Origin of the sequence: Amycolatopsis japonica (genome assembly GCF_000732925.1) — a bacterium.
In the GTDB taxonomy this organism is placed as follows: domain Bacteria; phylum Actinomycetota; class Actinomycetes; order Mycobacteriales; family Pseudonocardiaceae; genus Amycolatopsis; species Amycolatopsis japonica.
The window spans coordinates 263,488-288,724 of sequence record NZ_CP008953.1 but is presented as its reverse complement, the minus strand read 5'-3'; the positions used below and the strand labels follow the sequence as shown (position 1 = coordinate 288,724).

The 25,237-nt window shown below is 69.4% G+C and carries 26 protein-coding genes and 1 tRNA gene; 14 read left to right on the top strand and 13 right to left on the bottom strand.

Annotation, left to right across the window (positions count from 1 at the left end; translation table 11 throughout):
- The first annotated feature begins 2 nt into the window (after positions 1-2).
- The 3 genes from AJAP_RS43990 to AJAP_RS01425 are packed head-to-tail and all read left to right on the top strand — an operon-like array spanning position 3 to position 2,835.
- Positions 3-1,988: a WXG100 family type VII secretion target gene (locus AJAP_RS43990; protein WP_038507632.1), complete on the top strand. Its 1,986-nt coding sequence runs from the start codon at positions 3-5 to the stop codon at positions 1,986-1,988.
- Positions 1,985-2,314, top strand: coding sequence for a type VII secretion target (locus tag AJAP_RS01430; protein WP_038507628.1), 330 nt, complete (start codon positions 1,985-1,987; stop codon positions 2,312-2,314). The genes AJAP_RS43990 and AJAP_RS01430 overlap by 4 nt, the downstream gene beginning before the upstream one ends.
- The gene (locus AJAP_RS01425; protein ID WP_038507625.1) at positions 2,311-2,835 is read left to right on the top strand and encodes a YbaB/EbfC family nucleoid-associated protein; all 525 of its coding nucleotides are present in this window, start codon (positions 2,311-2,313) and stop codon (positions 2,833-2,835) included. Before AJAP_RS01430 ends, AJAP_RS01425 begins: the two co-directional genes overlap by 4 nt.
- Before the next feature lie 231 nt (positions 2,836-3,066).
- Here the strand turns inward: AJAP_RS01425 and AJAP_RS01420 are convergent, their stop codons facing one another.
- The 3 genes from AJAP_RS01420 to AJAP_RS01410 all read right to left on the bottom strand — a co-directional run bounded on the left by AJAP_RS01420 (position 3,067) and on the right by AJAP_RS01410 (position 6,548).
- Positions 3,067-4,203: a GGDEF domain-containing protein gene (locus AJAP_RS01420; protein ID WP_228694839.1), complete on the bottom strand. Its 1,137-nt coding sequence runs from the start codon at positions 4,201-4,203 to the stop codon at positions 3,067-3,069.
- Between the two features lie 293 nt (positions 4,204-4,496).
- Positions 4,497-5,759, bottom strand: coding sequence for an MFS transporter (locus AJAP_RS01415; RefSeq protein ID WP_038507619.1), 1,263 nt, complete (start codon positions 5,757-5,759; stop codon positions 4,497-4,499).
- Positions 5,760-5,831: 72 nt separating this feature from the next.
- Positions 5,832-6,548: a CTP synthase C-terminal region-related (seleno)protein gene (locus tag AJAP_RS01410; protein ID WP_038507617.1), complete on the bottom strand. Its 717-nt coding sequence runs from the start codon at positions 6,546-6,548 to the stop codon at positions 5,832-5,834.
- A 76-nt stretch (positions 6,549-6,624) separates the two neighbouring features.
- On the opposite strand from AJAP_RS01410, the gene AJAP_RS01405 reads away from it, so the two are divergent.
- Entirely contained in the window at positions 6,625-7,473 is an 849-nt protein-coding gene (locus tag AJAP_RS01405; protein ID WP_228694838.1) for a LysR family transcriptional regulator, read from the top strand.
- Here the strand turns inward: AJAP_RS01405 and AJAP_RS01400 are convergent.
- Both AJAP_RS01400 and AJAP_RS01395 read right to left on the bottom strand, forming a co-directional pair.
- The gene (locus AJAP_RS01400) at positions 7,461-8,102 is read right to left on the bottom strand and encodes a hypothetical protein (protein ID WP_063777834.1); all 642 of its coding nucleotides are present in this window, start codon (positions 8,100-8,102) and stop codon (positions 7,461-7,463) included. The two genes, AJAP_RS01405 and AJAP_RS01400, sit on opposite strands and share 13 nt — an antisense overlap.
- 138 nt (positions 8,103-8,240) lie before the next feature.
- Positions 8,241-9,065, bottom strand: a complete 825-nt coding sequence (locus tag AJAP_RS01395) for an SDR family NAD(P)-dependent oxidoreductase (RefSeq protein ID WP_037333367.1) — start codon at positions 9,063-9,065, stop codon at positions 8,241-8,243.
- Between the two features lie 146 nt (positions 9,066-9,211).
- Here AJAP_RS01395 and AJAP_RS01390 point away from each other — a divergent pair, with 146 nt between their 5' ends.
- Both AJAP_RS01390 and AJAP_RS01385 read left to right on the top strand, forming a co-directional pair.
- A complete protein-coding gene (locus tag AJAP_RS01390; RefSeq protein ID WP_038507611.1) occupies positions 9,212-9,973 on the top strand; it encodes a trypsin-like serine peptidase in 762 nt (253 codons plus the stop codon).
- A 7-nt stretch (positions 9,974-9,980) separates the two neighbouring features.
- Positions 9,981-10,199 carry an RNA-binding S4 domain-containing protein gene (locus AJAP_RS01385; protein WP_016330720.1) on the top strand — a complete coding sequence of 73 codons (219 nt, stop codon included), beginning with the start codon at positions 9,981-9,983 and terminating at the stop codon, positions 10,197-10,199.
- On the opposite strand, the gene AJAP_RS01380 is transcribed toward AJAP_RS01385, so the two are convergent.
- On the bottom strand, positions 10,196-11,149 hold the full coding sequence (locus AJAP_RS01380) for an Ldh family oxidoreductase (RefSeq protein WP_228694837.1): 954 nt from the start codon (positions 11,147-11,149) through the stop codon (positions 10,196-10,198). The genes AJAP_RS01385 and AJAP_RS01380 overlap by 4 nt on opposite strands.
- 113 nt (positions 11,150-11,262) lie before the next feature.
- Between AJAP_RS01380 and AJAP_RS01375 the strand changes: the two genes are divergently transcribed.
- The 3 genes from AJAP_RS01375 to AJAP_RS01365 all read left to right on the top strand — a co-directional run bounded on the left by AJAP_RS01375 (position 11,263) and on the right by AJAP_RS01365 (position 12,123).
- Positions 11,263-11,550, top strand: coding sequence for a DUF2277 domain-containing protein (locus tag AJAP_RS01375; RefSeq protein ID WP_038522179.1), 288 nt, complete (start codon positions 11,263-11,265; stop codon positions 11,548-11,550).
- A gap of 23 nt (positions 11,551-11,573) precedes the next feature.
- Positions 11,574-11,939, top strand: a complete 366-nt coding sequence (locus AJAP_RS01370) for a DUF4190 domain-containing protein (protein WP_038507605.1) — start codon at positions 11,574-11,576, stop codon at positions 11,937-11,939.
- Positions 11,940-12,034: 95 nt separating this feature from the next.
- Positions 12,035-12,123 (top strand) — tRNA-Ser (locus tag AJAP_RS01365).
- 48 nt (positions 12,124-12,171) lie between these two features.
- Here AJAP_RS01365 and AJAP_RS01360 read toward each other — a convergent pair.
- The gene (locus AJAP_RS01360; protein WP_038507602.1) at positions 12,172-13,896 is read right to left on the bottom strand and encodes an RICIN domain-containing protein; all 1,725 of its coding nucleotides are present in this window, start codon (positions 13,894-13,896) and stop codon (positions 12,172-12,174) included.
- Positions 13,897-13,999: 103 nt separating this feature from the next.
- On the opposite strand from AJAP_RS01360, the gene AJAP_RS01355 reads away from it, so the two are divergent.
- Entirely contained in the window at positions 14,000-14,407 is a 408-nt protein-coding gene (locus tag AJAP_RS01355; protein ID WP_038507599.1) for a YciI family protein, read from the top strand.
- A gap of 8 nt (positions 14,408-14,415) precedes the next feature.
- Positions 14,416-15,549 (top strand): RNA polymerase sigma factor, encoded by a 1,134-nt coding sequence (locus AJAP_RS01350; RefSeq protein WP_038522176.1) that lies wholly within the window; start codon positions 14,416-14,418, stop codon positions 15,547-15,549.
- Here AJAP_RS01350 and AJAP_RS01345 read toward each other — a convergent pair.
- Positions 15,539-16,042, bottom strand: coding sequence for a MarR family winged helix-turn-helix transcriptional regulator (locus AJAP_RS01345; protein WP_038507596.1), 504 nt, complete (start codon positions 16,040-16,042; stop codon positions 15,539-15,541). The genes AJAP_RS01350 and AJAP_RS01345 overlap by 11 nt on opposite strands.
- 538 nt (positions 16,043-16,580) lie before the next feature.
- Here AJAP_RS01345 and ypfJ point away from each other — a divergent pair.
- Positions 16,581-17,498: a KPN_02809 family neutral zinc metallopeptidase gene (ypfJ, locus tag AJAP_RS01340; RefSeq protein ID WP_038507593.1), complete on the top strand. Its 918-nt coding sequence runs from the start codon at positions 16,581-16,583 to the stop codon at positions 17,496-17,498.
- A 106-nt stretch (positions 17,499-17,604) separates the two neighbouring features.
- On the opposite strand, the gene AJAP_RS01335 is transcribed toward ypfJ, so the two are convergent.
- Complete coding sequence (locus AJAP_RS01335; RefSeq protein ID WP_193786322.1) at positions 17,605-19,146, bottom strand: M28 family metallopeptidase; 1,542 nt, start codon at positions 19,144-19,146, stop codon at positions 17,605-17,607.
- A gap of 80 nt (positions 19,147-19,226) precedes the next feature.
- Here AJAP_RS01335 and AJAP_RS01330 point away from each other — a divergent pair, with 80 nt between their 5' ends.
- On the top strand, positions 19,227-20,204 hold the full coding sequence (locus AJAP_RS01330; protein ID WP_038507587.1) for an NAD(P)H-quinone oxidoreductase: 978 nt from the start codon (positions 19,227-19,229) through the stop codon (positions 20,202-20,204).
- Here the strand turns inward: AJAP_RS01330 and AJAP_RS01325 are convergent.
- A complete protein-coding gene (locus AJAP_RS01325) occupies positions 20,201-21,400 on the bottom strand; it encodes a cysteine desulfurase-like protein (protein WP_016330709.1) in 1,200 nt (399 codons plus the stop codon). The two genes, AJAP_RS01330 and AJAP_RS01325, sit on opposite strands and share 4 nt — an antisense overlap.
- A gap of 135 nt (positions 21,401-21,535) precedes the next feature.
- Here AJAP_RS01325 and AJAP_RS01320 point away from each other — a divergent pair, with 135 nt between their 5' ends.
- Positions 21,536-22,144 (top strand): bacterial proteasome activator family protein, encoded by a 609-nt coding sequence (locus tag AJAP_RS01320; protein ID WP_038507584.1) that lies wholly within the window; start codon positions 21,536-21,538, stop codon positions 22,142-22,144.
- A gap of 66 nt (positions 22,145-22,210) precedes the next feature.
- Here AJAP_RS01320 and AJAP_RS01315 read toward each other — a convergent pair whose 3' ends face one another.
- From AJAP_RS01315 to AJAP_RS01305, 3 genes are all read right to left on the bottom strand, one after another.
- Entirely contained in the window at positions 22,211-23,365 is a 1,155-nt protein-coding gene (locus AJAP_RS01315) for an epoxide hydrolase family protein (RefSeq protein ID WP_038507581.1), read from the bottom strand.
- Positions 23,366-23,452: 87 nt separating this feature from the next.
- Entirely contained in the window at positions 23,453-24,451 is a 999-nt protein-coding gene (locus tag AJAP_RS01310; RefSeq protein WP_038507578.1) for a spore coat protein, read from the bottom strand.
- Positions 24,448-25,194: a cytidylyltransferase domain-containing protein gene (locus AJAP_RS01305; RefSeq protein WP_038507575.1), complete on the bottom strand. Its 747-nt coding sequence runs from the start codon at positions 25,192-25,194 to the stop codon at positions 24,448-24,450. The genes AJAP_RS01310 and AJAP_RS01305 overlap by 4 nt, the downstream gene beginning before the upstream one ends.
- Positions 25,195-25,237: the final 43 nt, after the last annotated feature.

Genomic DNA, 25,237 nt, shown 5'->3' with positions numbered 1-25,237 from the left:
CTGTGACCGAATCCGAGGAGAAGACGGCGAAGGTCTCCGACCCGAACTCGCCCGACTACGACAAGCTCGACCCGCACTACGACCCGACGGCCGACTCGTCGTCCGACTACTACGTCGGACCGCTGGCGAACGAGGCCGCCTCCGGCGACGAGATCCGGGCCGGGGCCTCGGCCGGGACGGACCTCCTCTTCAACATCCTCGGCTGGGGTGACAAGGCGCTCAACGGCTTCAAGGACATCTTCACGCAGAAGATGTACGAGGGACAGCTGGAGAAGGCGCGCGAAGGTCTCGACAAGAACCTGGACATCCGCAAGCCCGGCGAGCCGCCGTCCACGGTCTGGGCGAACGCCACCCACGAGCAGATGCAGACCGCGATCCTGGACAACGCGGATCCGGCCGCGGTGGGCGAGACCTCCGAAGAGTGGGTCCGGGCGGGCAACGACCTGGCCTCGCATCAGCGCAACCTGGCGAAGGCGATCAGCGCGAGCACGGCCAACTGGGAGGGCGAGGGCGGCGACGCGGCCCGCGAGCACCTCGCCGGTGTCGGCAAATGGCTCGGCTCGACCGCGAACGGCGCGACGCTGGCCGGACGGCAGCAGCAGATCCACTCGCAGACGCTCAACGAGACGCAGAAGCAGATGGCGGCGAACCCGCCGGTGGCGTTCAACGTGCAGGAGGCCAACGCCAACCTGCAGAAGATCACCGACCCGTACGTCTACATGGCGCAGCTCGGGAAGGATCTCGGCACCTTCAAGAAGCAGCAGGACGCGCGGGACCAGGCCGCGAAGGTGATGACCGACTTCGACACCACGGTCGGCTCGGCGATCGCCACCCCGGCGTTCCCCGCCCCGCCGAAGCTGGCGACGGCGACCAGGCAGATGCAGGGCACTCCCGCCGGCGGTGGCGCGGGTTCGCCCGCCGGCACGCTTCGCGACCGGATGTCGCCCGAAGGCGCCGACGGGCAGCTCAGCCCGTTCAGCGCGACCTCGGACCGGACGCGCCCGGACGGCCTTGTCGCTTCGATGGACGGGACGCCGCAGGGCGGGACCGGTGGTCCCGGCGGTGTGTCGCCGTTCAACTCGCCGACCGGCGGGCCGGGCGGCGGCCCCGGTGGTGGCCCGGGCGGAGGTCCCGGCGGCTTCCCCGGCGGCGGTGGTCCTGGTAGCGGCGGTCCCGGTAGCGGCGGCCCTGGCGGCAACCTGAACATGCCCACCATCCCGAACGGGCCGACCGGCGGCGAGACCTACAAGCCCGCCGCGTCGTCGGGCCCCAACCTCCCGAACATGCCCAAGATCGACGACAGCACGCGCACGACGGGCTACACGCCCCCGTCCGTTTCGCCGCCGTCGTTCACCCCGCCGAACATCCCGATCCCGGAGAGCGGCGGACCGCGGCCCGGCGGCGGTCTTCCGTTCACGCCCCCGAACATCCCCCTCCCGAACGGGCCCAACGGGCCCACCAGCGGCGGGCCGAGGCCGGTCATGCCGAACATCCCGCCCATTCCGCGACCCGGCGGCATCGGCGAACGGCTCACCGGCCCCTCGTTCCCCGACGGCAACTCGTACAAGGGCACGCCGTACAACGCGCCCAAACTCGGCATGCCGAACATCCCCGGCGGTGGCGGCACCGGCGGGACCAGTGGCTTCGGCGGCGGCGGCACCGGTGCGGGTGGCGCGGGCGGCGGCGGTCTCGGTGGCGCCGGACGGGCGTCCGGCTCGCTCGGCATGGGCGGCGCCGTCGGCGCGGGCGCGATGGACGCCGAAGCGGCCGCGGCCCGTGCGGCGGCGTCCGGCGGCAAGCCCGGTACTCCCGGCGGCATGGGACCGATGGGCGGGATGGCCCCCGGCGCCGGCAAGGGTCAGGGCCAGGACGACAAGGAGCACAAGGTCGCCGACTACGTCGAATCCGACGACCCGTCCTTCTTCGCGGCCGACGAGGTCGTGGCGCCGCCGGTGATCGGCGACTGGAAGAACAAGGACTGGAAGTGACGGCCTCGTTCGAGGTCGACCCGGACGACCTGACCGCGCACGCGAGCCATCTCGACGGGCTCGTGGACCGGCTGAACACCGCGCACGCCGCGACCGGTTCGGCGATGTCGGCGGACGCGTACGGCCTGCTGTGCGCGTTCCTGCCGCCGATCGTCAACCCGGCGGGCGAACGCGCGGCGGAGACGATCAAGGCGGCCGTGGAAGGGATTCAGGCGACGGCCGACAACGTCCGCACCGCCGCCAAGTCCTATGTAGACGGTGACAAGACCAACGCGGAACCGTTCAAAGCGGACTTCTCCGCCTTGAACATCGGAGGAAAGAAGTGACCGGCGCGAACGAGCTCGGCGAACTCATGCTGGACCCGGACGAGGCCCAGCGCAAAATGGAGCGATGGGCCGCCGGGCTGGAAGAGAAGGCCCAGCGGTACGCGGCCGCCCAGGAGCGGACGGAGCAGCTCCGGCTGACCGCGTCCAGCTCCGACGGCGCCGTGAAGATCACCGTCGGGGCGGACGGCGGCGTGACGGACATCGAGTTCGGGAACAAGGCCAGGACGTACCCGCTGGAGGAACTGTCGCGGGCGATCCTGCAGACCATGCACCAGGCGCAGGCCGGGATCGCGGGCCAGGTCGCCGAGGTCATGCAGGAATCACTCGGCGACGAGGACCAGGAGACCAGGTCGCTGATGATCGGAACCCTGCGCAGCCGCTTCCCCGAGATCGAGGAGGAAGAGCCGCCTCCGCCGCCGCCCGCACCTCCGGCGGCCTCGACCGACGCTCCGCCTCCGCCGCAGGCCCCTCGGGAACGGCGTCACGAAGCGCCGGACGACGAAGAGAACTCGCCCTGGTAGCACCCTTGCTCGCCCCTGAAGTACGTGAAGGCCTCCTTCACTGCGTCTAGCGCAGTGAAGGGGGCCTTCACGCGCCACCGCTGCGACTGCGGGGCCTGGTGGTGTTGCTGGGGCTGCGGTGGCGATCGCGTAGTCCGTGAAGGCCTCCTTCCCTACCTTGAGGGTAGGCAAGGGGGCCTTCACGGACCTTCGACCAACGTGCCCTGCCCGCCCTCACCACTCACGAGGCGGTCAGGCGGCCGCGAGGGACACGACGCGGTTCCGCCCACTGTTCTTCGCCTGGTAGAGCGCGGAGTCGGCGACGTGCAGCAGCCGCTCCAGGACGGTCCCGCCCGACGGGTACACCGCCGCGCCGATGGACACCGAAAGCCCTCGCACGACCCGGGGCCCCGACGCGGTCACGACCTCGACCTCGATCGCCATCACCGCCCGGCGGACCCGCTCGGCCACGGGGAGCACCTCGGTCTCCGTCGCGCCGGGCAGCAGCACGACGAACTCCTCGCCACCGAAGCGGCCGACGGAGTCGTAGTCGCGTACGTGCTCGGAGATCGTCTTCGCGACGACCTTGAGCACGACGTCGCCCGCGAGATGCCCGTAGACGTCGTTGACCTGCTTGAAATGGTCGAGATCGAGCATCAGCACGCCGAGTTTGCTCTTCGCCCTCGCCGCCGACGACAGCTCCCGTTCGCTCAGCGCGTGCCACGCGTGCGCGTTCAGGACGCCGGTCTTGCCGTCGATGTTCGCCGCGATCTCCAGTTGCCGCACCAGCACGCTGCGGTGCAGCACCAGCACCGGGAGCAGCACGAACGGGACGAGCGCGGGCGCGTGCACGATGCCCAGCGCGGTCGAGGTCCCGAGCACCAGGGTGGTGACCTCCAGCAGGTTGTCGTCACCGGTGCCGAACAGCGACCGCAGCGACCTCGCCCCGGTGTGCAGGTACACCGAGAGCGCCACGATGAACGCGTTGACCACGGTGAACACTGCCGCCGCTTCGACGATCTTGAGCGAGCCGGCGAACCCGACGGGCAGTCCGTTCCAGCCGGCGACGATGGCCCCCGCGGCCAGGCAGGAGATCACGATCGCCGCCGCGCAGTACACGACGCGGTAGGCCGGGCGGTGGCTCATCCCCCGCCACACCCGGAACCAAAGATGCAGGTAGATGAGCAGACCGAGGGCGAGCGCGAGCCCGGACGGCAGGACGAGCACCCCCGCGAACGTCCACACCGAAGTCATGTTGATATGCGGCCGGTCGCACAGCGTGCGCCGCAACCGTTCCACCGAACGCGAAAGCTCGGCCTGCAGAACAGCGAGGCCGAGCAGTGATCCAAATCGGACGAATTCCGTAGTCTCGTAGTTCGATCGGAGCAAGGCGATTACGGCGACTGCCGCCGCGAGGCCTTCCACCACAAGAAAAACCGCGGGAACACCGCGTGGTCCGGACCATAATTCCCAGCGTCGGACCCTGGCTCTCAGACGTGTGCCGGCCCCTTCTCCGGCGAGTTCGACATCCCCCATAATCATCGTCACCGGTCCCCCTTCCGTACACATTTCAATGTATCCGAGGTAGTACTGAGGGTGGCTCGAGTCATTTCCGGAACACACAGATGGAGCAGTGGGAGGGAGGACCATCATGAACGGTCGCGAGGACTGATCCCACCAATTCAGCCGGTTCGGCTCCCGGCCGGGAGCCATACATCGGGGCCGGTGGCGATGGCCCGTTTCCACGCCATCGCCATCGGTCCCGCCGACGCGACGGCCACCGTCGCGGCCACCCCGACGGCCACGAACGGACCGGTCAACTGGGCGAGACCGCCCGCGAGCATGATCCCGATTCCTTGCACGGTCACCAAACTCGTCGAGGTCAGGCCCATCACCTGCGCCCGGACGCCGTCCGGCACCGCGCGGGCCATCAACGCGACGGCCTGCAGGTGGTACGGCGCCGCGAAGGCCCCGCTGAGCCCGATCAGCGCGAGGCAGACGGGTAATGACGGGCGAAAGAAGACGAACACCAAAGGAACGACGGATGCGATGGCGAGAATCCCGACGATTCGCGTTTTCCGTCGTGCCGGAACCCATTTCGTGAAGATCCACGAACCTATTACCGAACCGATCGGATCGGCCGCGAGAATAAGTCCGACCGCGAAACTGCCCGCCCCGAGCCCGACGGCGAGCGGTGCCGCGAGCCCTTCCGGCGCGATGGCGAACCCGGCGAGCATCTTCAACCCGAAGAGCACCCGGATTCCCTTGCCCTGCCACAGTTCCTTGGCGCCTTCGCCACTGAAAGCCCGCGCCACACGGCTTTTCACCGAAGATTCCGTGGCGGCGGGCCCTCGGCGGCGCACCCCGACGGACACGAGCAGCGCCGAGACCACAAAGGTCACCGCGTCGATCACCAGTCCCCAGTAGGGCGTCACGAGCCCGATCACCAGTCCGCCACCGCCGAATCCGGCCAGCTGTGCCGTTTGGATGGTGATCGTCCGGACCGCGAGACCGGCGACGTACCGGTCGCCTTCGAGGACGTCCGGGAGCAACGCGAGCTGCGCCGCCCGGAACGGACCGCCCGCCATCGTCAGGATCACCAGCAGTCCGGCCAGGACCGGCAGCGGTATCCCCGGGACGGCCATCAGCGCCGCGATCGCCGCGCGCACCAGGTCGCAGACGATCATCACCGTCCGCCGCGAATACCGGTCCGCCAGACCGGCGAACAGCGTGCCGCCGATCAGCGTCGGCAGATACGTCAGGCCGTAGGTGAGCCCGGTCAGCCCGGCCGACGCCGTTCTTTCCCAGACCAGCACCGACAACGCGACCCTGGCCAGCTGGTCACCGGCCTGCGAAAGCGCCTCGGCCGCCCACAACGCACGGAACTCGCCGACCGCGAAAGCGGCCCTGAACGCGGTGCCCCGAGCGGAATCCCCCTTCTCCATGAGCCCCTCCCCTTGGCTCACGGTAGTCGATCACTTCCGCAGTGTCAGCGGCCATCCGGCCCACGACGACCGTCAGTGTCCACTGTGGACGGTCAGATTCGCGTGCTCCGTGGCGGCCGAAGCGAAGGCGCGGACGACCGGATGCGGCCGGGTTCCGTCGCCGGCGAGTTCCGGCTGGAACAGCGTCGCCAGGAAGAACGGGTGCTCCGGCAGTTCCGCGATCCGCGCGTCGCCATCGCCGTCGAATCCGCTGAAGACCACGCCGCCCGCCGCCAAGGTGTCCAGATGCCGGGCGTCGAGACCGTACGAACAGTGGTACCGCTCAACGGAACGCTCCGCCCCCAGAACCCGTGCCGCCAAGGTGCCCGGCGTGACGTGGACCGCGCCTTCGTGCCCGACGAGCGAACACGCGAGCGGGACGATCAACCGCTCTTCCGCGTCCGGCGCGTTCTCCGCGTGCCCGATTCCGCCGAGACCACAGACGTTCCGCGCGAATTCCAGCAGCGCGTGCTGGAATCCGGCGCAGGTACCGAGGAACGGGATGCCGTTCTCGCGGGCGGCACGCACGGTCTCGATCGCACCGGATTCGGACCGGTAAGGACTGCCGGGCACCAGCCAGACGGCGTCGAAACCGGTGAGGTCGCCGACAGCGTCCGTCGGGATCCAATAGGCGTCGAGTTCGAGGCCGTCGCGTTCGGCGAGCCGCTCGAAGAGCATCGGGATGCGGACATGGGAGCGGACGCCGTCCGATCGGTCGCCGACCAGGGCGACCCGGGCTGTCTGTGTCATGCGGTCATCCTGACCCGCGAACCGAGTTCAGCGCCAACGATGATCCTTGCTGTCTCCATAAGCGATACTGATGACCATGGAGACTCATCTGCTCCGCACCTTCGTGACGGTGGCCCGCGGCGGCTCGTTCTCGCGGGCGGCCCGCGACCTCGGCTACACGCAATCCGCGATCTCCCAGCACATCGCCGCGCTCGAACAGGACCTCGGCACCGCGCTGCTCACCCGGCGGCCGGTCGCCCCGACGCGCGCCGGGGAACGGCTCCTCGAACACGCCGGGCCGCTGCTGACCCGGCTCGACGCCGCCCGCGCGGACCTCGCCCGGCTCACCGCGGCTCCCAACGGACGGGTCATCCTCGGGCTCACTCCGCTGTCGCTCACCGCCGAAGTCGCCGCGGCCGCGCGTCGTGGCACCGAATTGCGCGTCCTGGGCCGCGAAGACGTCCTGACGGAGGTCGCGACGGGCTCACTCGACCTCGGCCTCGTCGACGGGATGACCGCGCCGAGCGATCCGCTCCCGCTGCCGGACTTCGGCCCGCTCACCACCACCGTCGTCGGCGAACGCCCGCTCGCGGTCGCGGTGCCCGACGGCCATCCGATGGCGGGTCGGGCGGTCCGGCTCGCCGAACTCGCCGACGCGGCGTGGATCGACGCGCCGGATACGGCGATTCCGTTGGAACGTTTGAGAAAGTTCGCTTCGACCGACGGATTCCGCGGTCGGCTGCGCTACACCGGGACCGACGTCCGCGGTCTGCTGGGCCTGGTCGCCGCCGGTCAGGGACTGGCGCTGCTCCCGGCGGACGTCATCACCGGCGTGAGCGCGCTTTCCCTGTCCTCGCCGCGTGTGGTGCATCGCACCGAACTCGTGCACGGGGATCCCGGCGAGGGCTCGGCGCTGGCCGCCGCGCTGACGGGTCAGCGGCCGTAGCCGTAACTCACCATTCCCTGCGCCATCTGCATCGCGAGGGAACTCGCCACGACGGGGTCCATCATGCTCCGGATGTCCTGCGTGGCCTTGTCGCGCGAGCCGAGGTCGGTGCGCGGCTGCTCCGGCGACCGGGTCTCGGCGGGCGGGAGGGCGACGACGCGTTCCTTGACGGGCTTCTTCTTCGTCGCGGGCGCTTGCTGCTTCACGGTGACCGGGACGTAAACGGTCACCGGCGCGGCCTGCGGCGCGGGCTGCGCGACCGGCGGCGCCGCCTGCTGGGTCGCCACGGCGGGCAACGGCTGCTCGGGCAAGGCGGTGTCGTCGGCAGGCTGGTAGCTGAAGGTGCCGGCGAACCAGCCGATCGCGAGCAGCGCCACCCCCGCCCCGCCGACGAGCCAGGACCGGGCACGGCGATGGATGACGACGGCCTTGGGGCGGAGATCCTTGTCCACCACCGGTTCGCAGACCGGGGGCCGTACCGGCATCGGCTCGGGCACGGGTTCGTTCTCCGGGCTGCGCCGCCGTTTCGGCAGGCTCGCCGCGATGATCCCGGTCCGGTCCAGCAACTCCGCCGTCTCGACGGAGAGCGCGGCATCGGTCGGCGTACGGCGCTGGGCGGCGCGCGGCATGGGGACCTCCGGAAGGGGAATCACGAACTTGAGCATTGTGGTGCATTTCCGACGCCGCCGTAAGTAACGCACCCCGATCGAGTTATCCCGAGCCGTCCGGACCACGGAGGGTTACTCCGTTCAGTGGCTTCCGCTTTCTCAGAGATTCCGCATTCCCAAGCGCCCCAACAGCGCGAGCGGCCGCTGGTAAAAGGAGCCGAGCACGCGGGGAATCGCGTCGATGGCGTACGCGTCCGGACCGATCAGGATCCGCGCCGTCCCCCGTTCGATACCGCGGACGATGGTCTGCGCGGCCTTCTCCGGCGTCGTCCTCGCGATCTTTTCGAATCCCTCGGCGGCTTTGTCGATGTCCCGCTCGGCGCCACCCCGCGCGTCACGGGCGATATTCGTCTTGATGCCACCGGGATGCACGCAGCTGACCTTGACCGGATGCCGGGCGATCAGCATTTCCTGCCGCAGCGCCTCGGTGAACCCCCGCACCGCGAATTTCGCGGCGTTGTATGCGCTCTGCGTGGGCACGCCGATGAAGCCGAACACACTCGAAAGGTTGACGATGTGCCCGTCACCCGAAGCGATCACCTGCGGCAGAAACGCTTTCGTACCGTTGACCACGCCGCCGAGATTGATCCCCATCAGCCAGTCGTAGTCGTCCCAGGTCATTTCCTCGACCGTGGCACCGAGCGCGACCCCGGCGTTGTTCACCACGACGTTGGCGCCGCCGAAATCGACGGCGACCTCCTCGGCGTGCGCGAGTACGGCGTCACGGTCGGCGACGTCGAGCTCGTACGCCTTCGCGGTCGCGCCCGCCTTCTCGCACTCCGCGACGGTGCCGGCCGCGCGGACGGCGTCGACGTCGGAGAGCGCCAGCCTGGCGCCCCGACCGGCGAGCTCGATCGCGAGCGCCTTGCCGATCCCCGAGCCCGCGCCCGTGATCACCACGACCTTGTCCGTGAACGACTTCATACCCCGCTCCAACCCGCTCGACTGTTACCGGAGGTAACACATACTACGGCTGTGAGCTTGCTGTGCGTTGATCGATTCGGGCTGTGTTCGTACCCCACTTATGGTGATCTGTACCCGGACAGCCGTGGACGAGCGAAAGGAAGGCGATGCGCCGCGCCCTGTTGCTCGTGCTCTGTGTCGTTCTGTCCGGTTGTTCCGCCGCGTCGGATCCCGCCGCGACCGAAGACGGCGCCGTCCCCGCGACGGTGGCGGCCACTCCCGCGGCACCGGAGACCAATCCCGCGATCGGCGCGCTCTTCCTGGACGGAACGCATTTCTGCACGGCCAGCGTCGTCCACAGCGCCCCCGGCGACCTCCTGCTCACGGCGGCGCATTGCCTGCACGACGGCGAAGGCGGCGAGTACGCGACGGGGATCTCGTTCGCACCCGGCTACCACGACGGTGTCGCGCCGTACGGCTACTGGGAAGTCTCCGATCCGCAGGTGCCCGACGGCTGGGCGGATTCCTCCGATCCGGACCTCGACGTGGGGTTCGCGACCGCCCGCCAGGCGGGCACCACGAAGACCCTCGAAAGCGTCACGGGCGCCAACACCCTGCTGACCGGCGGCGGATTCGACCACCCGATCACCCTGACCGGGTATCCCGACGAACGGGAGGCGCCGGTCGTCTGCCACGGCACCAGCGCCCAGGCCGACACCTACCAGATGCGCGTCGCGTGTCCCGGCTTCACGACCGGCACCAGCGGCGGCCCGTGGGTGGTCGACCCCGACCCGAAGACCGGACTCGGCACCGTCGTCGGTGTGATCGGCGGCTACCTCTACGGCGGGGACGATCCGGACACGTCCTACAGCAGCTACTTCGACACCGACGTCGCCACCTTGTACCGGAAAATGGACACACGGGGATGATCTCCCCATGAGCATCCACGACGTCCCGATCACCGGTGAACCGATCCGCCTCGGCCAGTTCCTCAAACTGGCCAACCTGGCCGAAGACGGATCGCACGCCAAAGACCTCCTCGACGCCGAAGAGGTCACGGTCAACGGCGAGGTGGAGGTCCGGCGCGGCCGTCAGCTGACGAACGGCGACGTCGTGGAGGTCGGCGGCGAAGGCGGCCGCGTCGTCCTGGGCTAACGCCCCTGCAGCGGCGCCAGGCGCAACGCCTTCGCGAGTTCTTCCAGTTCGCGGTGCACCGGCTCGTTCAGCGGGACACCCAGCGCCTGGCACTGTTCGAGGTACTGCGCCTCCCGCCAGCCCGGATAGCGGACCGGGGTGCCGCCCTCCCAGCCGAGCAGGCTGCCGAACAACGCGCTCGCCGCCTTGTAGAACCCGTCTGCGCTGCGCAGCGTCGTCGGCGCGATGGCCATCACCATCAGGCCGGTGTCGTGGTCGTGGTCGCCGACGCCCGACAGCACCCCGGCGAAGATCTCCACCAGCAGGGCGAAGCCGGCGATCGCGGCGCTGCCCGCGCCGTCGACGTCTCCCAGCGTGTTCAAGTCGAGGACGAATTCGGGGTACGCACCGGCGGGGGCGGCCATACCGAGCGGGTTCGCGGCCGTCCCGCGCTCCCCGCCCGCCGCCATGACGAGTCCGATCATGGTGTGCGGCAACGCCCTCGCGGCATGATGCCCGGCGCTGCCGAACGGCCCGACGCCGCGCACCGACATGAGCCCGACGCCGTACCGGCCAGCCCGGGACACCGCCCGGTCCATCGCGTCGCCGACGGCCCACAGGCCCGGCGCGCGGCGGTAGTCGATCAGGGCGGCGGCGCCGCGGTCGGCGATCATCAGCGGTTCGGCCCTCGGCCGCACCATCCCGTTGGTCAGCATCGGCAGATACAGCCGGGTCAGTTCGGCGACACCGGATTCCGGCGTTCCGGTGAGATCGCCGTGGCACAACGCCTCGGCGGCCATCCTGGCCCGCGACCAGGGCAGGTCGTGCGCGGTGAAGATCTCGGTGACCAGGTCGATCAGGGCGTCGATCGGGACGCGCTGCCAGATCTGTTCCGGTATCGGGGAAGGTTCGGCCGGTTCGGGGGTCGGCTCGACGGGCGCACGGCGAAGAGAGCGAGGTCTGAGGGGCACTCCGCCGAGGGTGCCCAAACGCGTTTTTCGGCGTCAACGAACCACGGCACCTTCTAACCGACTGTGTGATCGGAGCACTCGGAAACGTCGGTGGGCGGACGTACGATCGGGGCATGTGCCGGAACATCACCACGCTACGAGGCCTGGAACCGGCGGCGACGCCGGACGAGATCGAGGCCGCCGCCCGCCAATACGTCCGCAAGGTGTCCGGGGTGCAGAGCCTTTCCGACGCCACCCGTGAGCCGTTCGAGGCCGCCGTCGCCGAGGTCACCGCCATCACCCGGCGGCTGCTGGCCGAACTGCCCGAGCGCCGTCAGCCGCCGGCGAAGGTGCCGCCGTTGCGCCGTCCCGAGGTCCAGGCGCGAATCGCGGCGAAGGCCGCGAAGAGCCAGGCATCCTGAGCTCAGGCGGTTACGGTTAGCGGGTGACATACCCGCAAGACCCCTACGGTCAGCAGCAGCCCTACGGCCAGCAACCTCCGTACGGGCAGCCGTACCAGCAACCGGGTTACGGATACGGCCCGGCGATGCCGCCGCCGCAGGAACAAGGGCTCGCGATCGCGGCGCTGGTCGTGTCGATCGCCAGTCTCGTCGCGTGCAGCGGGCTGCCGTCGATCGCCGGCGTCATCATGGGGCATATCGCGCATTCCAAGGCCAAACGCGGGGAAGCGGGCGGCCAGGGGATGGCGCTCGCGGCGATCATCATCGGCTACATCGGCGTCGCCGTCATCGTGCTGATCCTGATCGGCGTCATCTTCGTGGGCATCCTGACCGACTGGGACTTCGACTAGTCCATCCATGCCCCCGCCACCACCCTCAACGGAAAGCTGCGCTTCGACTAGATCCGAAGCATTAAGGCAAAGCCCCGTCGGATACCCTCGACAGCGGTAGCGTGTCCGAGCGGCCGAAGGAACATGTCTTGAAAACATGCGAGGGCTCTGTCCTCCGTGGGTTCGAATCCCACCGCTACCGCCAGTCTTGAAACGAAAGCGCCCCAGGCCGACCGACCTGGGGCGCTTCGCGTCACGCGGGTACCAGTGCCCAGACCGTCTCGTCGCTACGGCCGCCCAGGAACGGCCGCTGCTCCAGCAGCGAAGCCGTGCCGTTGTTGATCTGCCGCACCGCCAGCTTGCTCGCCCGGTTCACCAGTCCGTAGCGCATGTCGGCGCTCCGCAACAGCTTCCACTGCTGGTCGGTGGCGGAGCCGCAATGCGTCTGCTCGAACTGCGCGCCCTCCGCGGTGCTGCCGGAGACCGGCCGCAGGCACTGACCGCTCCGCTCGTTGGAAATCTTCCAGTACCCGCCGCCCGCGTCGGTGAGCCGCCACTTCTGGCCGTTGTCGTTCTGCCTGGCCACATGGGTGATCTTCGCGCCCGCCGACGACGAGCCGTCGACGACCGCCGCGCTGTTTCCGTTGGTGGCGACGGTCAAGTAGTACTTCTTGCCCGCCTGGGGGCCTGGATCGGCGACGGGGTTCAGCGTCCACTGCTGGTTGGCCGCCCCGGTGTAGGGCTGCTGGACCAGAGGCGCCGGGTACGTGCCGCCGTCGGTGATCGCGTAACCGGTCAGGTAGTTGAAGATCGCCACCTTGCCGTTGCCGAGCGGCTGGAACGCCCACCGCATACCGTTCTGGCCGTTGCAGTTGTACTGCAGGATCGGCGTTCCCGGCGCCGTCCCGCTCTGGGCGCTGTCGGCGCACAGCTGACTGTTGGCGTTCACCAGCTGAAGCCCGGTGTTGTATCCCAGGACCCACTTCTGGCTCATGGTGTCGGTCCGCGGCCGATGGCTGAGGTTGACGAGGCCGCCGGTCGACGAGCCCACGACGTCGATGGCGTTACCACTCGCACCGGTGATGACGTAGGTCTTCCCGCCCCTGGCGTGGCCGTCGTCGTTGTCGGGCGTGTCCTTCTTGATCAGGAAGGCGCTGTTCGCGACGTTCCAATGCGTCGCGAGCCAGCTGCCCGGCGTGGGGTTCGTGCTGAAGTAGTCGTCGTTGCCGCAGTCCAGCAGCCGGTCGAAGTCGCGTTCCGTGCAGTCGAAGGACTGCGTGTCGCCGTAACACATCAGATCCCATTCCTGGGAGCAGTGCCCGCCGCCCTGATAGTGCGGGGCGCCCGGCAGAACCGCGCCGAGCATGTGGCCCAGTTCGTGGGCGGCGGCGTTGACGCCCCAGCAGGGGACGGCGATCTCCGTGTAGTGCCTGCCGTTGTTGAAGGCGTTGGCCGGGCCGGGCTGGTCGTCGCTGTCGCCCCACGTGCCCGCGCAGGTGTGCGGGTTGTCGGAGAACAGCATGTAGTCGCGGTCCGCGTTGAAGAAACCGGCCTGGATGGCGCGGTCGCGGATGGCGCCGGACAGATACGTGCCGTCGGGCACCACGAGATTCGCGACGGCGACCTGGCAGCCCGCGCCCGCGGTCGTCACGTAGCGGAGATGCCTGCTGCCGCCGGTCGCGGCGGCGCTGTCGTTGAACGAATCGTCGATCCCGGACGCGTAGGCGCGCAGGGACGGCGCGACGGTCGCGTACCGGTCGGGCTGGCCGGCCTCACGGACGTACACCAGCTCGACACGTTTGCCGGAAACCCCGTCGCCCTCGCAGACCACCGGGTTCGCGGCGATCAGCGCTTGGGCGACGGCTGGAGCGAGCGGGGCCGGGGCCACCTCGGAGGCGACCGCTTCTCCGGTGAGCAGGCCACAGCCGAGACCGATGGTCACGAGCAGGCAGGCGGTTCGCCGTTTCGCCTTGGACAAGGGCTCTTCCTTTCGCGATGGAGGAACGCGAAAAAGACGCTAGAGGTCGGATGTCTCAGCCGACCAGGCAGAAGGACCGGCAGTCTGCCGCTACCCTTCCGGCATGCCCAAGTACCTGCTGCTCAAGCACTACCGCGGCGCTCCGGCGGCGGTGAACGACATCCCGATGGAGCAATGGGCGCCGGAGGAGATCACGGCGCACATCGACTACATGAGGGATTTCGCGACCCGGCTCGTGGAGACCGGCGAGTACGTCGGAGAGCAGGCTCTCGCGCCCGAAGGCACCTTCGTCCGTTACGACGGAGAGGGCAAACCGCCGGTCACCGACGGCCCGTTCGCCGAGACCAAGGACCTCATCGCCGGTTTCATGATCATCGACGTCGACAGCTACGAGCGGGCGCTCGAACTCGCGGGTGAGCTGTCGGCCGCCCCGGGAGCGGGTGGGAAGCCGATCCACGAATGGCTCGAACTGCGTCCGTTGCAGGGCGAGCCGCTCGTCGTCACGGAGTGACCACCGAACTGGACGAGGCCCTGCTCCGGAGCCTCACGCCGAACGTCCTCGGGATCCTCGTCCGCCGCGGAGCCGACTTCGCGTCGGCCGAGGACGCCGTCCAGGAGGCGCTGATCGAGGCCGTCCGCGTCTGGCCCGGCGACCGGCCGGACGATCCCAAGGGCTGGCTCGTCACCGTCGCCTGGCGCAAGTTCCTCGGTATGGCACGGTCCGACGCCGCCCGCCGCCGTCGCGAAGACCTCGTCGACGACGAGCCCGCCCCGGGGCCCGCTCCCGCGGTGGACGACACGCTGCAGCTCTACTTCCTGTGCGCCCACCCGTCGCTGACGCCGTCTTCGGCGGTCGCGCTCACCCTGCGCGCCGTCGGCGGGCTCACCACGCGCCAGATCGCCCAGGCGTACCTGGTGCCCGAAGCGACCATGGCGCAGCGCATCAGCCGGGCCAAGCGCACCGTCTCAGGAGTGCGTTTCGACCAGGCAGGCGACGTCTCCACCGTGCTCCGCGTGCTGTATCTCGTGTTCAACGAGGGCTACTCGGGCGACGTCGACCTCGCCGCCGAAGCCATCCGGCTCACCCGGCGGCTCTTCGCCTCGATCGACCATCCCGAGGTCGCCGGACTGCTCGCCCTCATGCTGCTCCACCACGCCCGGCGCGCCGCGCGGACGGCGGCCGACGGCGAACTGGTGCCGCTCGCCGATCAGGACCGTGGCGTATGGGACACGCGTCTGATCGCCGACGGCGTCGAGATCCTGCAAGCCGCGCTGGCCCGCGACAGGCTGGGCGAGTTCCAGGCGCAGGCCGCCATCGCGGCGCTCCACGCCGACGCGCGCACCGCGGCGGAGACCGACTGGGTGCAGATCGTCGAGTGGTACGACGAACTCGCGCGGCTGACCGGCAGCCCGGTCGTCCGGCTCAACCGCGCGGTCGCCGTCGGCGAGGCGGACGGACCGCGCGCGGGCCTGGCCGCGCTCGCGGAACTGGACGATTCATTGCCGAGGTACGCGGCTGTGGCGGCATACCTCCACGAGCGCGACGGCGACCTGGAGACCGCGGCGCGGCTGTACGGCGAGGCCGCGGGCAAGGCGGCCGACCTGGCCGAGCGTGCCCACCTGACGCGTCAGGCGGCCAGGCTCAGGAAGTGATCGGCGGCAGCCGCGGCAGGCCGTCGATCTCCGACAGGTGCTCCAGCACGCGTCCGAAAGCCTGTCCCAGCACCCGTTGCTCCTCGGGGCTCAGCAGGTCGATCAGATGCTCACGGACGCCCTCGACATGCGTCGGCGCCGCGCCTTCCAGCAGTTCCGCGCCGCTCCCGGTCATCTCGGCGACGACGCCGCGTTTGTCCGCCGGATCGCGGGTGCGGCGGATGAGACCGTCCGCCTCCAGCCGGACCATCTGGTGCGAAAGCCTGCTCTTGGTCGAGCCGAGCATGCTCGCCAGCTCCGTCATCCGCATCCGCCGGTCGGGCTGGAGCGAAAGGCAGACCAAGACCTCGTAGTCGGCGAGGGTGACGTCGTGGCGCTCGGAGAGCTCGCGATGGAGGCGCTGTCGCAGCCGCATGGTGGCGACGATGTACGAGCGCCAGGCGACCATCTCGGACTCGGAAAGCCAGCGCACTTCCTTCTGCTCCACCGCCATCCACGCAGAGTAGAGCGTTGATCGCACAAGGCGCATACCCACCGGTCACTTTTCGGCCCCTGAAAAATCCGGCGGAACATTCGCCCGAAGGAGGGTTACGAAAAGGTTGAGACTCGGCGCGAAAAGGCGCATTCTGCTTGTCAGCGGATGGTCGGGCAAGTACCGGGCGAACCCGTGGAAGGGTCGCCGGACCTGCTCCCAGCCGGGAAGGGTCAGGTGGTGGTATGGCGGGTGATTCTCGCGGTTGACCGCCTGCTGTGTCCCCGCGACCGGAACGGAAAGGACCGGGTCGGTCGCGACTGTGAACAGCGACGAGCGCGGGCATCTCGGATGCGCTCGACAATTCTGGCGCATTCGGCGTCACTCCGGCCTGTTTCGGGTTAGCGGCCTCTTCGACCGCCTCGGCAGTGCCAGGACGCCGGCCCGGTGATCGCGGCCGACCGGCGATCAGAACAAGACAACCTCGGTAGCCCTGGGTGCGGCCGCTCCACGCGGCCGCACCCAGGCATATCCGGGGTCTTCCGGCTACGCTTCCCCCGTGCGATTCGACGAAGGCGCGGGCCTGGACACCTCCGAGGTCGAGGACCTGCGCGGCGGTGGCGGTGGCGGCGGGATCGGCGGCCGGGTGGCACTCGGCGGCGGCGGGCTCAGTGTGGTCGGCCTGGTCATCTACTTCCTCATCTCCCAGTTCGGCGGTGTGAGGCTGAACCCGTCCTCGAGCGGGCTCGGTGGACTGGGCTCCGGGCAGCAGGTGGACAACACCACGCTGTCCCAGGAGTGCAAGACCGGCGCGGACGCGAACCGGAACCACGACTGCGCGATCGTCGCCATCATCAACTCGATCCAGGACTACTGGGGGCAGGAGTTCCAGCGGTCCGGGTCGACCTACCGCAAGGCCGTCACGAACTTCTTCAACGGCGGCGTGAACACGGCCTGCGGCAACGCGACTTCCGACGTCGGGCCGTTCTACTGCCCCGGCGACTCCGAGGTCTACATCGATCTGGGCTTCTTCAACGAACTCCGCACCAGGTTCGGCGCACAGGGCGGGCCGTTCGCGGAGGCGTACGTGCTGGCCCACGAATACGGCCACCACGTGCAGAACCTCACCGGAGTGTCCAAAAAGGGCACCGGGAGCGGGCCGACGTCCGGTTCGGTGCGGCTCGAACTGCAGGCCGACTGCTACGCCGGTGTCTGGGCGAACCACGCGACGACCACGCCGACCGAAACCGGGCGGCCGCTGATCAGCGAGATCAGCCAGGAGGACGTCGACTCGGCGCTGGACACCGCTTCGCGGATCGGTGACGACTACATCCAGTCGAAGCTCGGCGGGGGCCGGGTCGACGAGTCGAAGTTCAGCCACGGCACCTCGGCGCAGCGGAAGAAGTGGTTCACCACCGGCTTCCAGACCGGCGAGCCGGCACGGTGCGACACCTTCGCGGCCAAGAGCCTGGGCTGAGCACTCGACCTCCACACCTTCCCCAAGTACGTGAAGGCCCCCTTCACTGCGTCTAGCGCAAGGAAGGGGGCCTTCACGTACTGCAGGGGGCGCGTCTCGTGAGAGATCAGGCGGCGACGTGGTGGTCGTCGGCCTGGACGGAAGCCGTCATGCTCCGCTGCTGAGACCGCTCGGTCGCGCGAAGGGCCTTCGCCTTCGCGGCCGAACTGCCCGACACGCCGTTGATGTCCGCGGTGCTGGTCGCGTACACGCCCAGCGCCCACGCGACGGCGTCGGAGTTGCGTTCGAGCGCGACGCGGTCGACGTTGCCGAGGTTGTCGCACGCCTGGTGGTAGCACTTGTCGTAAGGAACGTCGGCACTGCCGCCCCACTTGGCCGCCTGCGCCGCGGTCTTCACGCCTTCGGCACCGGTGAACAGGCCGCCGGCCGGGATGCCGACCGCGATGAACTGGCCATAGTCGGAGCGACCGGTGAAGTCCGTGCCCTCGACCGGGACGCCCTTGCCGAGCTGGAGGTAGTCCACGAGGGTCTTCTCGAGCTGCGCGGAACCGTACGGGCCCGCACCCGCGCCGACACCGTCGGAGTTGTCACCGTCGTAGGCGAAGTACGCCGCGTTCGGCGAGCCGATCATGTCGTAGTTGTAGTAGAGCGCGATGTCGAGCTGCTGCTCGAAGCTCAGCGAGTTGACGTAGTAGGTCGAGCCGACGAGGCCGAACTCCTCGGCGCTCCACCAGCCGAAGCGGACGGCGTTGTTGGCCTTGGGCTTGCTGCCCAACTGCAGCGCGGTCTCCAGCAGCGCGGCGGAGCCGGTGCCGTTGTCGTTGATGCCGGGGCCCTCGGTGACGCTGTCGAGGTGGGCGCCGAGCATCACGACGTTGTCCTTGCGACCGGTCTTGGTCTCGGCGAGGACGTTGTAGCTGGTCCGCGCCTCCTGGAAGGCACGCAGGTCGAGGGTGACCGAGGCACCGGCCTTGCCGGCGAGCGCCTGGCCGTCGGCCTGGGTGATGCCGCCGGTCGGGATCTTGCCCGCGGCCGGGTCGCCCAGGGTGCCGTTGACCGGGCCCGGGACGTTGTTGTAGACGATCGCGCCGACGGCGCCCGCCGCCGCGGCCGTCGCCTGCTTCTGCGCGAAGGAGCAGCCACCGCGCTGGATCAGCGCGATCTTGCCGGTGACGCCGCCGGCGTAGTCGGTCGCTTCGCAGCCACTGGTGTCGTCGACCGGGACCACCGCGAGCGGGGCGGTGATTCCGCCGGCGGGCGTCGACGGGCTGTAGGACATGATGATGATCGGGACGTCGGCGCCCGCGACCGTCAGCTTCTCCGCGAGGGTTTCCGCGTAGGTGAAGGGGAACTCCTGCCGCGTCACCGTGAAGCCCGCCTGCTCCAGCTTCGTGGCGACGTACTCCGCGGACTTCTTGTGCCCTTCGGTGCTGGCGGCGCGGCGGCCACCGTTCGCGTCCGAGATCCGCTGCAGCGCGATCAGGTGCCGGTTGACGTTGTTCACGTCGACCTTCTTGACGAGCTGCTTGGCCAGCGCGGGACCGTCGATTCCGGTCGTGGCCGTCGCAGCGGGAGCCATTCCGACCGTGAGCGCGGCGGTGGCCATCACCACGATCGAGGGAACAATGCTTCTTCGCGAATATGACATGAGCGTCACCTTTGTGTGGTTTGCGCCACAGGTCAACCGACGTTCGGCGGACTTTACGACACCGGGATAGGGTCGTTTGTATGTACGCGATCACCATCCGTGAGCCCGGCGATCCCGATGTTCTCGAATGGACCGAGGTCCCTGATCCCGTGGCGGGTGAAGGCGAAGTCGTCATCGAAGTCGCCGCGAGCGCCGTCAACCGCGCTGACCTGCTGCAACGGCAGGGAAACTATCCGCCTCCGCCGGGTGCCAGCGAAATCCTCGGGCTCGAATGTTCGGGCACGATCGCCGAAATCGGCGAGGGCGTCGAAGGATGGCGAATCGGCGACGAAGTTTGTGCTTTGCTCGCCGGTGGTGGCTACGGGGAAAAGGTCGCCGTCCCGGCCGGACAACTGCTTCCTCTTCCCGCCGAAGTCGAATTGCTCGCGGCCGCCGGACTGCCCGAAGTCGCGTGCACGGTTTGGGCGAATGTGGTGATGCACGGCGGCTTGTCCGAGGGTGACGTCCTGCTCGTCCACGGCGGCGCGGGCGGGATCGGCACGCACGCGATCCAGGTCGCCAAGGCGCTCGGCGCGACGGTCGCGGTGACCGCGGGTTCGGATGAGCGGCTGGAGAGCTGCCGCCAGCTCGGCGCCGACATCGCGATCAACTACAAGGAGCAGGACTTCGTCGAGGTGCTGCGCGCCGAAACCGGCGGCGCGAACGTCATCCTCGACAACATGGGCGCCAAGTACCTCGGCCGCAACATCGACGCGCTGGCCATGGACGGCAGGCTGGTGATCATCGGCATGCAGGGCGGCGTCAAGGGCGAGCTGAACATCGGCAAGCTGATGGGCAAACGGGCGAGCGTGTTCGGGGCGGGCCTGCGTTCGCGGCCGCTGGCGCAGAAGGCGGCGATCGTCGCCGACGTCCGCGAGCGGCTGTGGCCGTTGGTGGAGCAGGGTTCGGTGAAGCCGATCGTCGGTCAGGTCGTCCCGATGGCCGAAGCCGCGTCCGCGCACCGCGCGCTCGAAGAAGGCACGGTTTTCGGCAAGGTTCTCCTCGCCGCGAAGTCCTAGCGGATCTCTTCCAGCACTCGGACGAGCTGATTGACCTCGAAGACGTTCGAGTAATGCGCGAGTCCGATGCGGACGGCGCCGCCGACTTCGGCGGCGCCGAGGGAGCCGAAGACACCGCTCGTACCGTCGTCGGCGAAGGCGCAGAGCCCCTGGGACGCCAGGTATTCGGCGACCTCGGGCGCTTTCTTGCCCGCGACGGCGAACGCGAGCGCAGGGATCCTGCGCATGGCGTCGCCGATGACCATGACGTGCCGCAGCGAACGCAGCTCTGTGGACAGTTGCGCCAGAAGTCCCGCGTGGTACGACTTCGCGGAGCCCAGCGACGTCACCAGTTTCTCGCGCCGGGAGCCCAGCGCGGCGTCGTCCAGACCGGCCAGGTAGTCGATCGACGCGATCAGTCCGGCCAGCAACGGGTACGCGTGCGGCCCCAGTTCCATCCGGGCCGGACCGCGCGCGGCCGGGTCGAGCGAGACCGACGGCAGGCGTTCGAGCAGTTCGGGGTCGCGGAAGACCAGCGCCCCCACCGACGGCCCGCCCCAGGCCTGCGCCGAAACCACCATCACGTCGGCGCCGAGCGCGTTGAGGTCCAGCGGCACGAACGGCGCCGCGTACGTCGCGTCGACGACGACCAGCGCGCCGACGCGTTTGGCGAACTCGATCACCGTCGGGACGTCGGGCCGGGTGCCGACCGAACCGGACGCCAGCGTGACCGCGACGGCCTTGGTGCGCGCGGAGACGAGGTTCTCGTACTGCCAGGCGGGCAGCTCGCAGGTCTCGATGTCGATCTCGCCCCAGCGCACGACCGCGCCGACGCGTTTCGCCGCGCGGCGCCACGGCGCGAGGTTGGCCTCTTCGTCGAGCCGGGAGACGACGACCTCGTCGCCGATCGTCCAGCGATCGGCCATCGCGTCGACGAGACGGCGGATGAGATCGGGCGCGTTGGGTCCGAGCACGACTCCGGCCGGGTCGGCGCCGACCAGGTCGGCGACCGCCCGGCGAGCGGCCGTGACAATGCTTTCCGCGCGCTGGGAGGCCGGAAACGCTCCACCCGGCCCGGACACCGGAGCGCGCATGGCCGTGGATACGGCCGAAGCGACCTGTTCAGGTACGAGCATTCCGGCGGCGCCGTCGAAGTGAATCCAGCCGTCACCCAGCGCGGGAAACAACCCACGGATACGAGCGACGTCGAACGCCATGTGGACACCGTACGGACGTGCGGTTTGGCGCTTTACCCGGGGTTGGCTGCCCGACCACGGGGCGCGACGATTCCCGCTACGCTCGGAGACGGCGCCGAAAAACCACACTGCGCTTCGTGCCCGACGTAGGCCAGGATGGAGCACATGACCGACCCAGTTTCCCGCGAATCGACCACCCCCGGTGACGGCGGCGGAGACTCCCAACACCATGTGGTGGTCGTCGGTCCCGACGGCACGCCGGTCGGCACCGCACGCATCGCCGCCCCCGGCTCCGACTCCGGCGAGGAGGCGCACGAGGAATCGCTCGGCGACCTCGTCGAAGAGCCCGCCAAGGTGATGCGCATCGGCACGATGATCAAACAGCTGCTCGAGGAGGTCCGCGCCGCGCCGCTGGACGACGCCAGCCGCACCCGCGTGCGCGAGATCCACCAGACCTCGATCCGTGAGCTGGAGCAGGCGCTCGCGCCCGAGCTGCAGGACGAGCTGGAGCGGCTCGTGCGGCCGTTCACCGAGAACTCGACGCCGTCCGATGCCGAACTGCGGATCGCGCAGGCGCAGCTCGTCGGCTGGCTGGAAGGGCTGTTCAGCGGCATCCAGACCGCGCTGTTCGCGCAGCAGATGGCGGCGCGGGTGCAGCTGGAACAGATGCGGCGGGGGCTTCCGGCGGGTCCGTCCGCGGGCGGCGCCGCTTTGGGTGGGCACGGTGCCGCCGGCGAGTCGCACGGGCCCGGCCAGTACCTCTGACACGCGCAAGGAAAGGTCCTTTCCTCGCAAATTTTGCAAGGAAAGGACCTTTCATTGCAGCCGGAGTCAGCGCAGCGGGCGGAAGAACGTCCGCAGGTCGTCGATGAGCAGATCCGGCACCTCCAGTCCGGGGAAGTGACCCCCTCGGTCCGGAGTGGACCAGTGCACGACGTTGTCGGTGCGCTCGGCGAGGTGCCGGATCGGCAGGCCGGTGTCCTTCGGGAACACGGCCACTCCAGTGGGCACTGTGGACTGTGGCGGTGGCGTACCCCAAGCCGGGCCCAGCGTGGCGTAGATCCGCGATGACGAGTTCGCCGTGCCGGTGAGCCAGTAGAGCATCACGCTGGTGAGCAGATCGTCGCGATCGATCGCGTCCTCCGGGACGTCACGCGAGTCCGAATAGGACTTGAACTTCTCCACCAGCCAGCCGAGCTGCCCGGCGGGCGAGTCGGTGAGCCCGTAGGCAAGCGTTTGCGGCTTGGTCGCCTGGATCATCGCGTAGCCCAGCTCGCCGCTCTGGAACTCCCGCCCGCGCGCCAGCGCCGCCTCACTCCGCGCGAGTTCTTCGCCGGTGAGTCCCGCGAGATCGGCCTCGCTCCGGGGCACCGCGTGCGGCAACATCGTCAGATGCGCGCCGATCACCCGTTCCGGGCACCGGACGCCCACCGCGCGCGACACGATCGCGCCCCAGTCTCCGCCGTGCAGCCCGAACCGCTCGTACCCGAGGCGCGACAGCAGCTCGACCCAGGCGTCCGCGGTCCGGTCCGAACCCCAGTTCGCCTCGGTCGTCGGCCCCGAGAAACCGAACCCCGGCAGCGACGGCACGACGACGTGGAACGCGTCCCCCGGATCTCCGCCGTACGCGCGCGGGTCCGAGAGTGGCCCGATGACGTCGAGGAATTCCACAATGGACCCCGGCCAGCCGTGCGTGAGCACCAGCGGGATCGCGTCCGGCTCCGGTGACCGCGCGTGCAGGAAATGGACGTTCGCGCCGTCGATGTTCGTCAGGAACCCGGGGAAACCGTTGAGCCGCTCCTCGTGGGTGCGCCAGTCGTAGCGGAGCCGCCAGTATTCGGCGAGCTCCTGGAGGTAGCCGAGCGGCGTCCCGAGGCCCCAGCCGACGCCGTCGATCTCGTCCGGCCAGCGGGTGTTCGCCAGGCGGGCGGCGAGGTCGTCGAGGTCGCGCTGGGGGATGTCGATCGTGAACGGCGTGATGGTCATGGGGCGACGGTAGGGAGGATCGAGGACAACCGCGGTCCTCGACCGAAGGGTCAAACCCGTCCTCGCGGCGGAACAGGATCGTGTCGCTCAGTGCTGGTCGACGCTGGTCGGCGCTTTCTCCCCCGGCGGCAGGGAACGCTCGATTCGGTCCAGCACGCGGTCGACGCCGTGGCCGTCCACGACGGACGCCGCCGTCTCCGAGAACCGACGGCGAGCCTCCCTATCCAACAGCAAGGTCCGCAGTGTCTCGACGACATCGTCGTCCAATGCCGTGGCACTCCCGAGGCCCGCCGCCAACCCGAGATCCAACGCGCCCCGGTAGCCGGCTTCCTGGTTGCCGACCAGCTTCACGACGCCGGTCGGCACGCCGAGACAACACAGCTCCAGCAGCGTGACCCCGGCCGCGCTCACCGCCACATCCGTCTCCACCAGCAGATCCAGCAACCCCGGTCCGGGCGGTGCGACACGGAATTCCTGGCCGGGCAAGGCCTCCGGCACCACGGGTTCGCCACGTACGAGTACGTCGGCGACGAACGGCAGTCCCGTGTCGCGTAAGGCGTGCAGGAGCGCGCTGACCGTTCCGGCCCATTCCGTCCCTCCGCCGAGCACCACGGTCACGTGCGGCCGCTCGGTCTGCTCGCGGATATGACGCTTCTCCCGCGCATGGCGGACGACGTCCCGCATCGGCGAGTAGGCGACGCCCCTGAGCAACTCGCCGGAGCAGTCGTCGGGCCGCGGCGCGGGAGCGAACCCACAGTCGACCACGAGATCCGCCGCACGCCTGCCGAACACGTCGTCCTCGATGGACACCAGCAGCGCGCCCGCGGCGTTGACCTCCTCACGCAGTTCGCCGAGACCGTAGTGATCGACGACCACCGCGTCGAAGCCCTCGAAGGGCGCGGTCGGCACCACCGGAACGGACAGCTCGGCGAACCGCGCGGCCAGCCATTCGGCGTTGTCCACCCGGCCCGCGAACACGACCCCCCAGCCGCGCGCGACGGCACGCTCGGCATAGGCGACCATGCGCGAGACATGGCCCGCGCCGATCGACGGCGAGGCGTCGGCTCGAAGCAGCAGCCGGGTCACCTGGCCACCTTCTTCTGCTCGACGTGCGCGTTGAGCTTCGCCAGCTCAGGCCGGGACCGCAGCACCGCGACCACCTCGCGCCAGTCGCCGACGCGGTCGCCCAGTTCGGCGACGATGCCTTCGATGACCGACCAGTCCTCGACGGTGTCCAAGGTCACGCGCAGGTCGTCGGCGGGCGGGCTGACGACGATCCCGGCGCACGAGTACCGCTCCGGGTTCGCGTAGACGCCTGAGGTGACGTGCTCGCGGTCGGCGCCCCGGGCCGTCTCGATCTGTTCGGCGAGCACTCCGGTGCGCACGAGCTCGGCGTCGAAACCGCGCGGCAGGGTGCGCACCAGCACGGTGCTCAGGTAGTCCAGCGACGGCTGCGCGCGCCACTGCGCCACGAGCTGGCCGATGAGGTGGGGATCCAGCAGCGGGCAGTCCGCCGTGAGCCGCACCACCGCGTCGGCCGGGTACGACTCGATAGCGACCGCGAAACGCGCGAGGACGTCGTCGAGCGGACCTCTGGCGACCAGGGCGCCGTGCCGGGCGGCCTCCTCGGCCACCGCGTCGTCGTCGGCCTCCGTCGAGGTCGCGACCACGACGTCGTCGATCCCCGGCGAAGCGGCGGCGGCACGGACGACCCAGCCGAGGACGCTCCGGCCCGCCAGGGGGCGGAGCACCTTGCCAGGTAGCCGGGTGGACGACGCGCGTGCCTGGATGACGGCGTTGACCACGTGGGCCCCGGGGTCTGGATCCATGGGTGACATGATGTCGTGCGGCAGTAGCACCGAAACGCGGAGG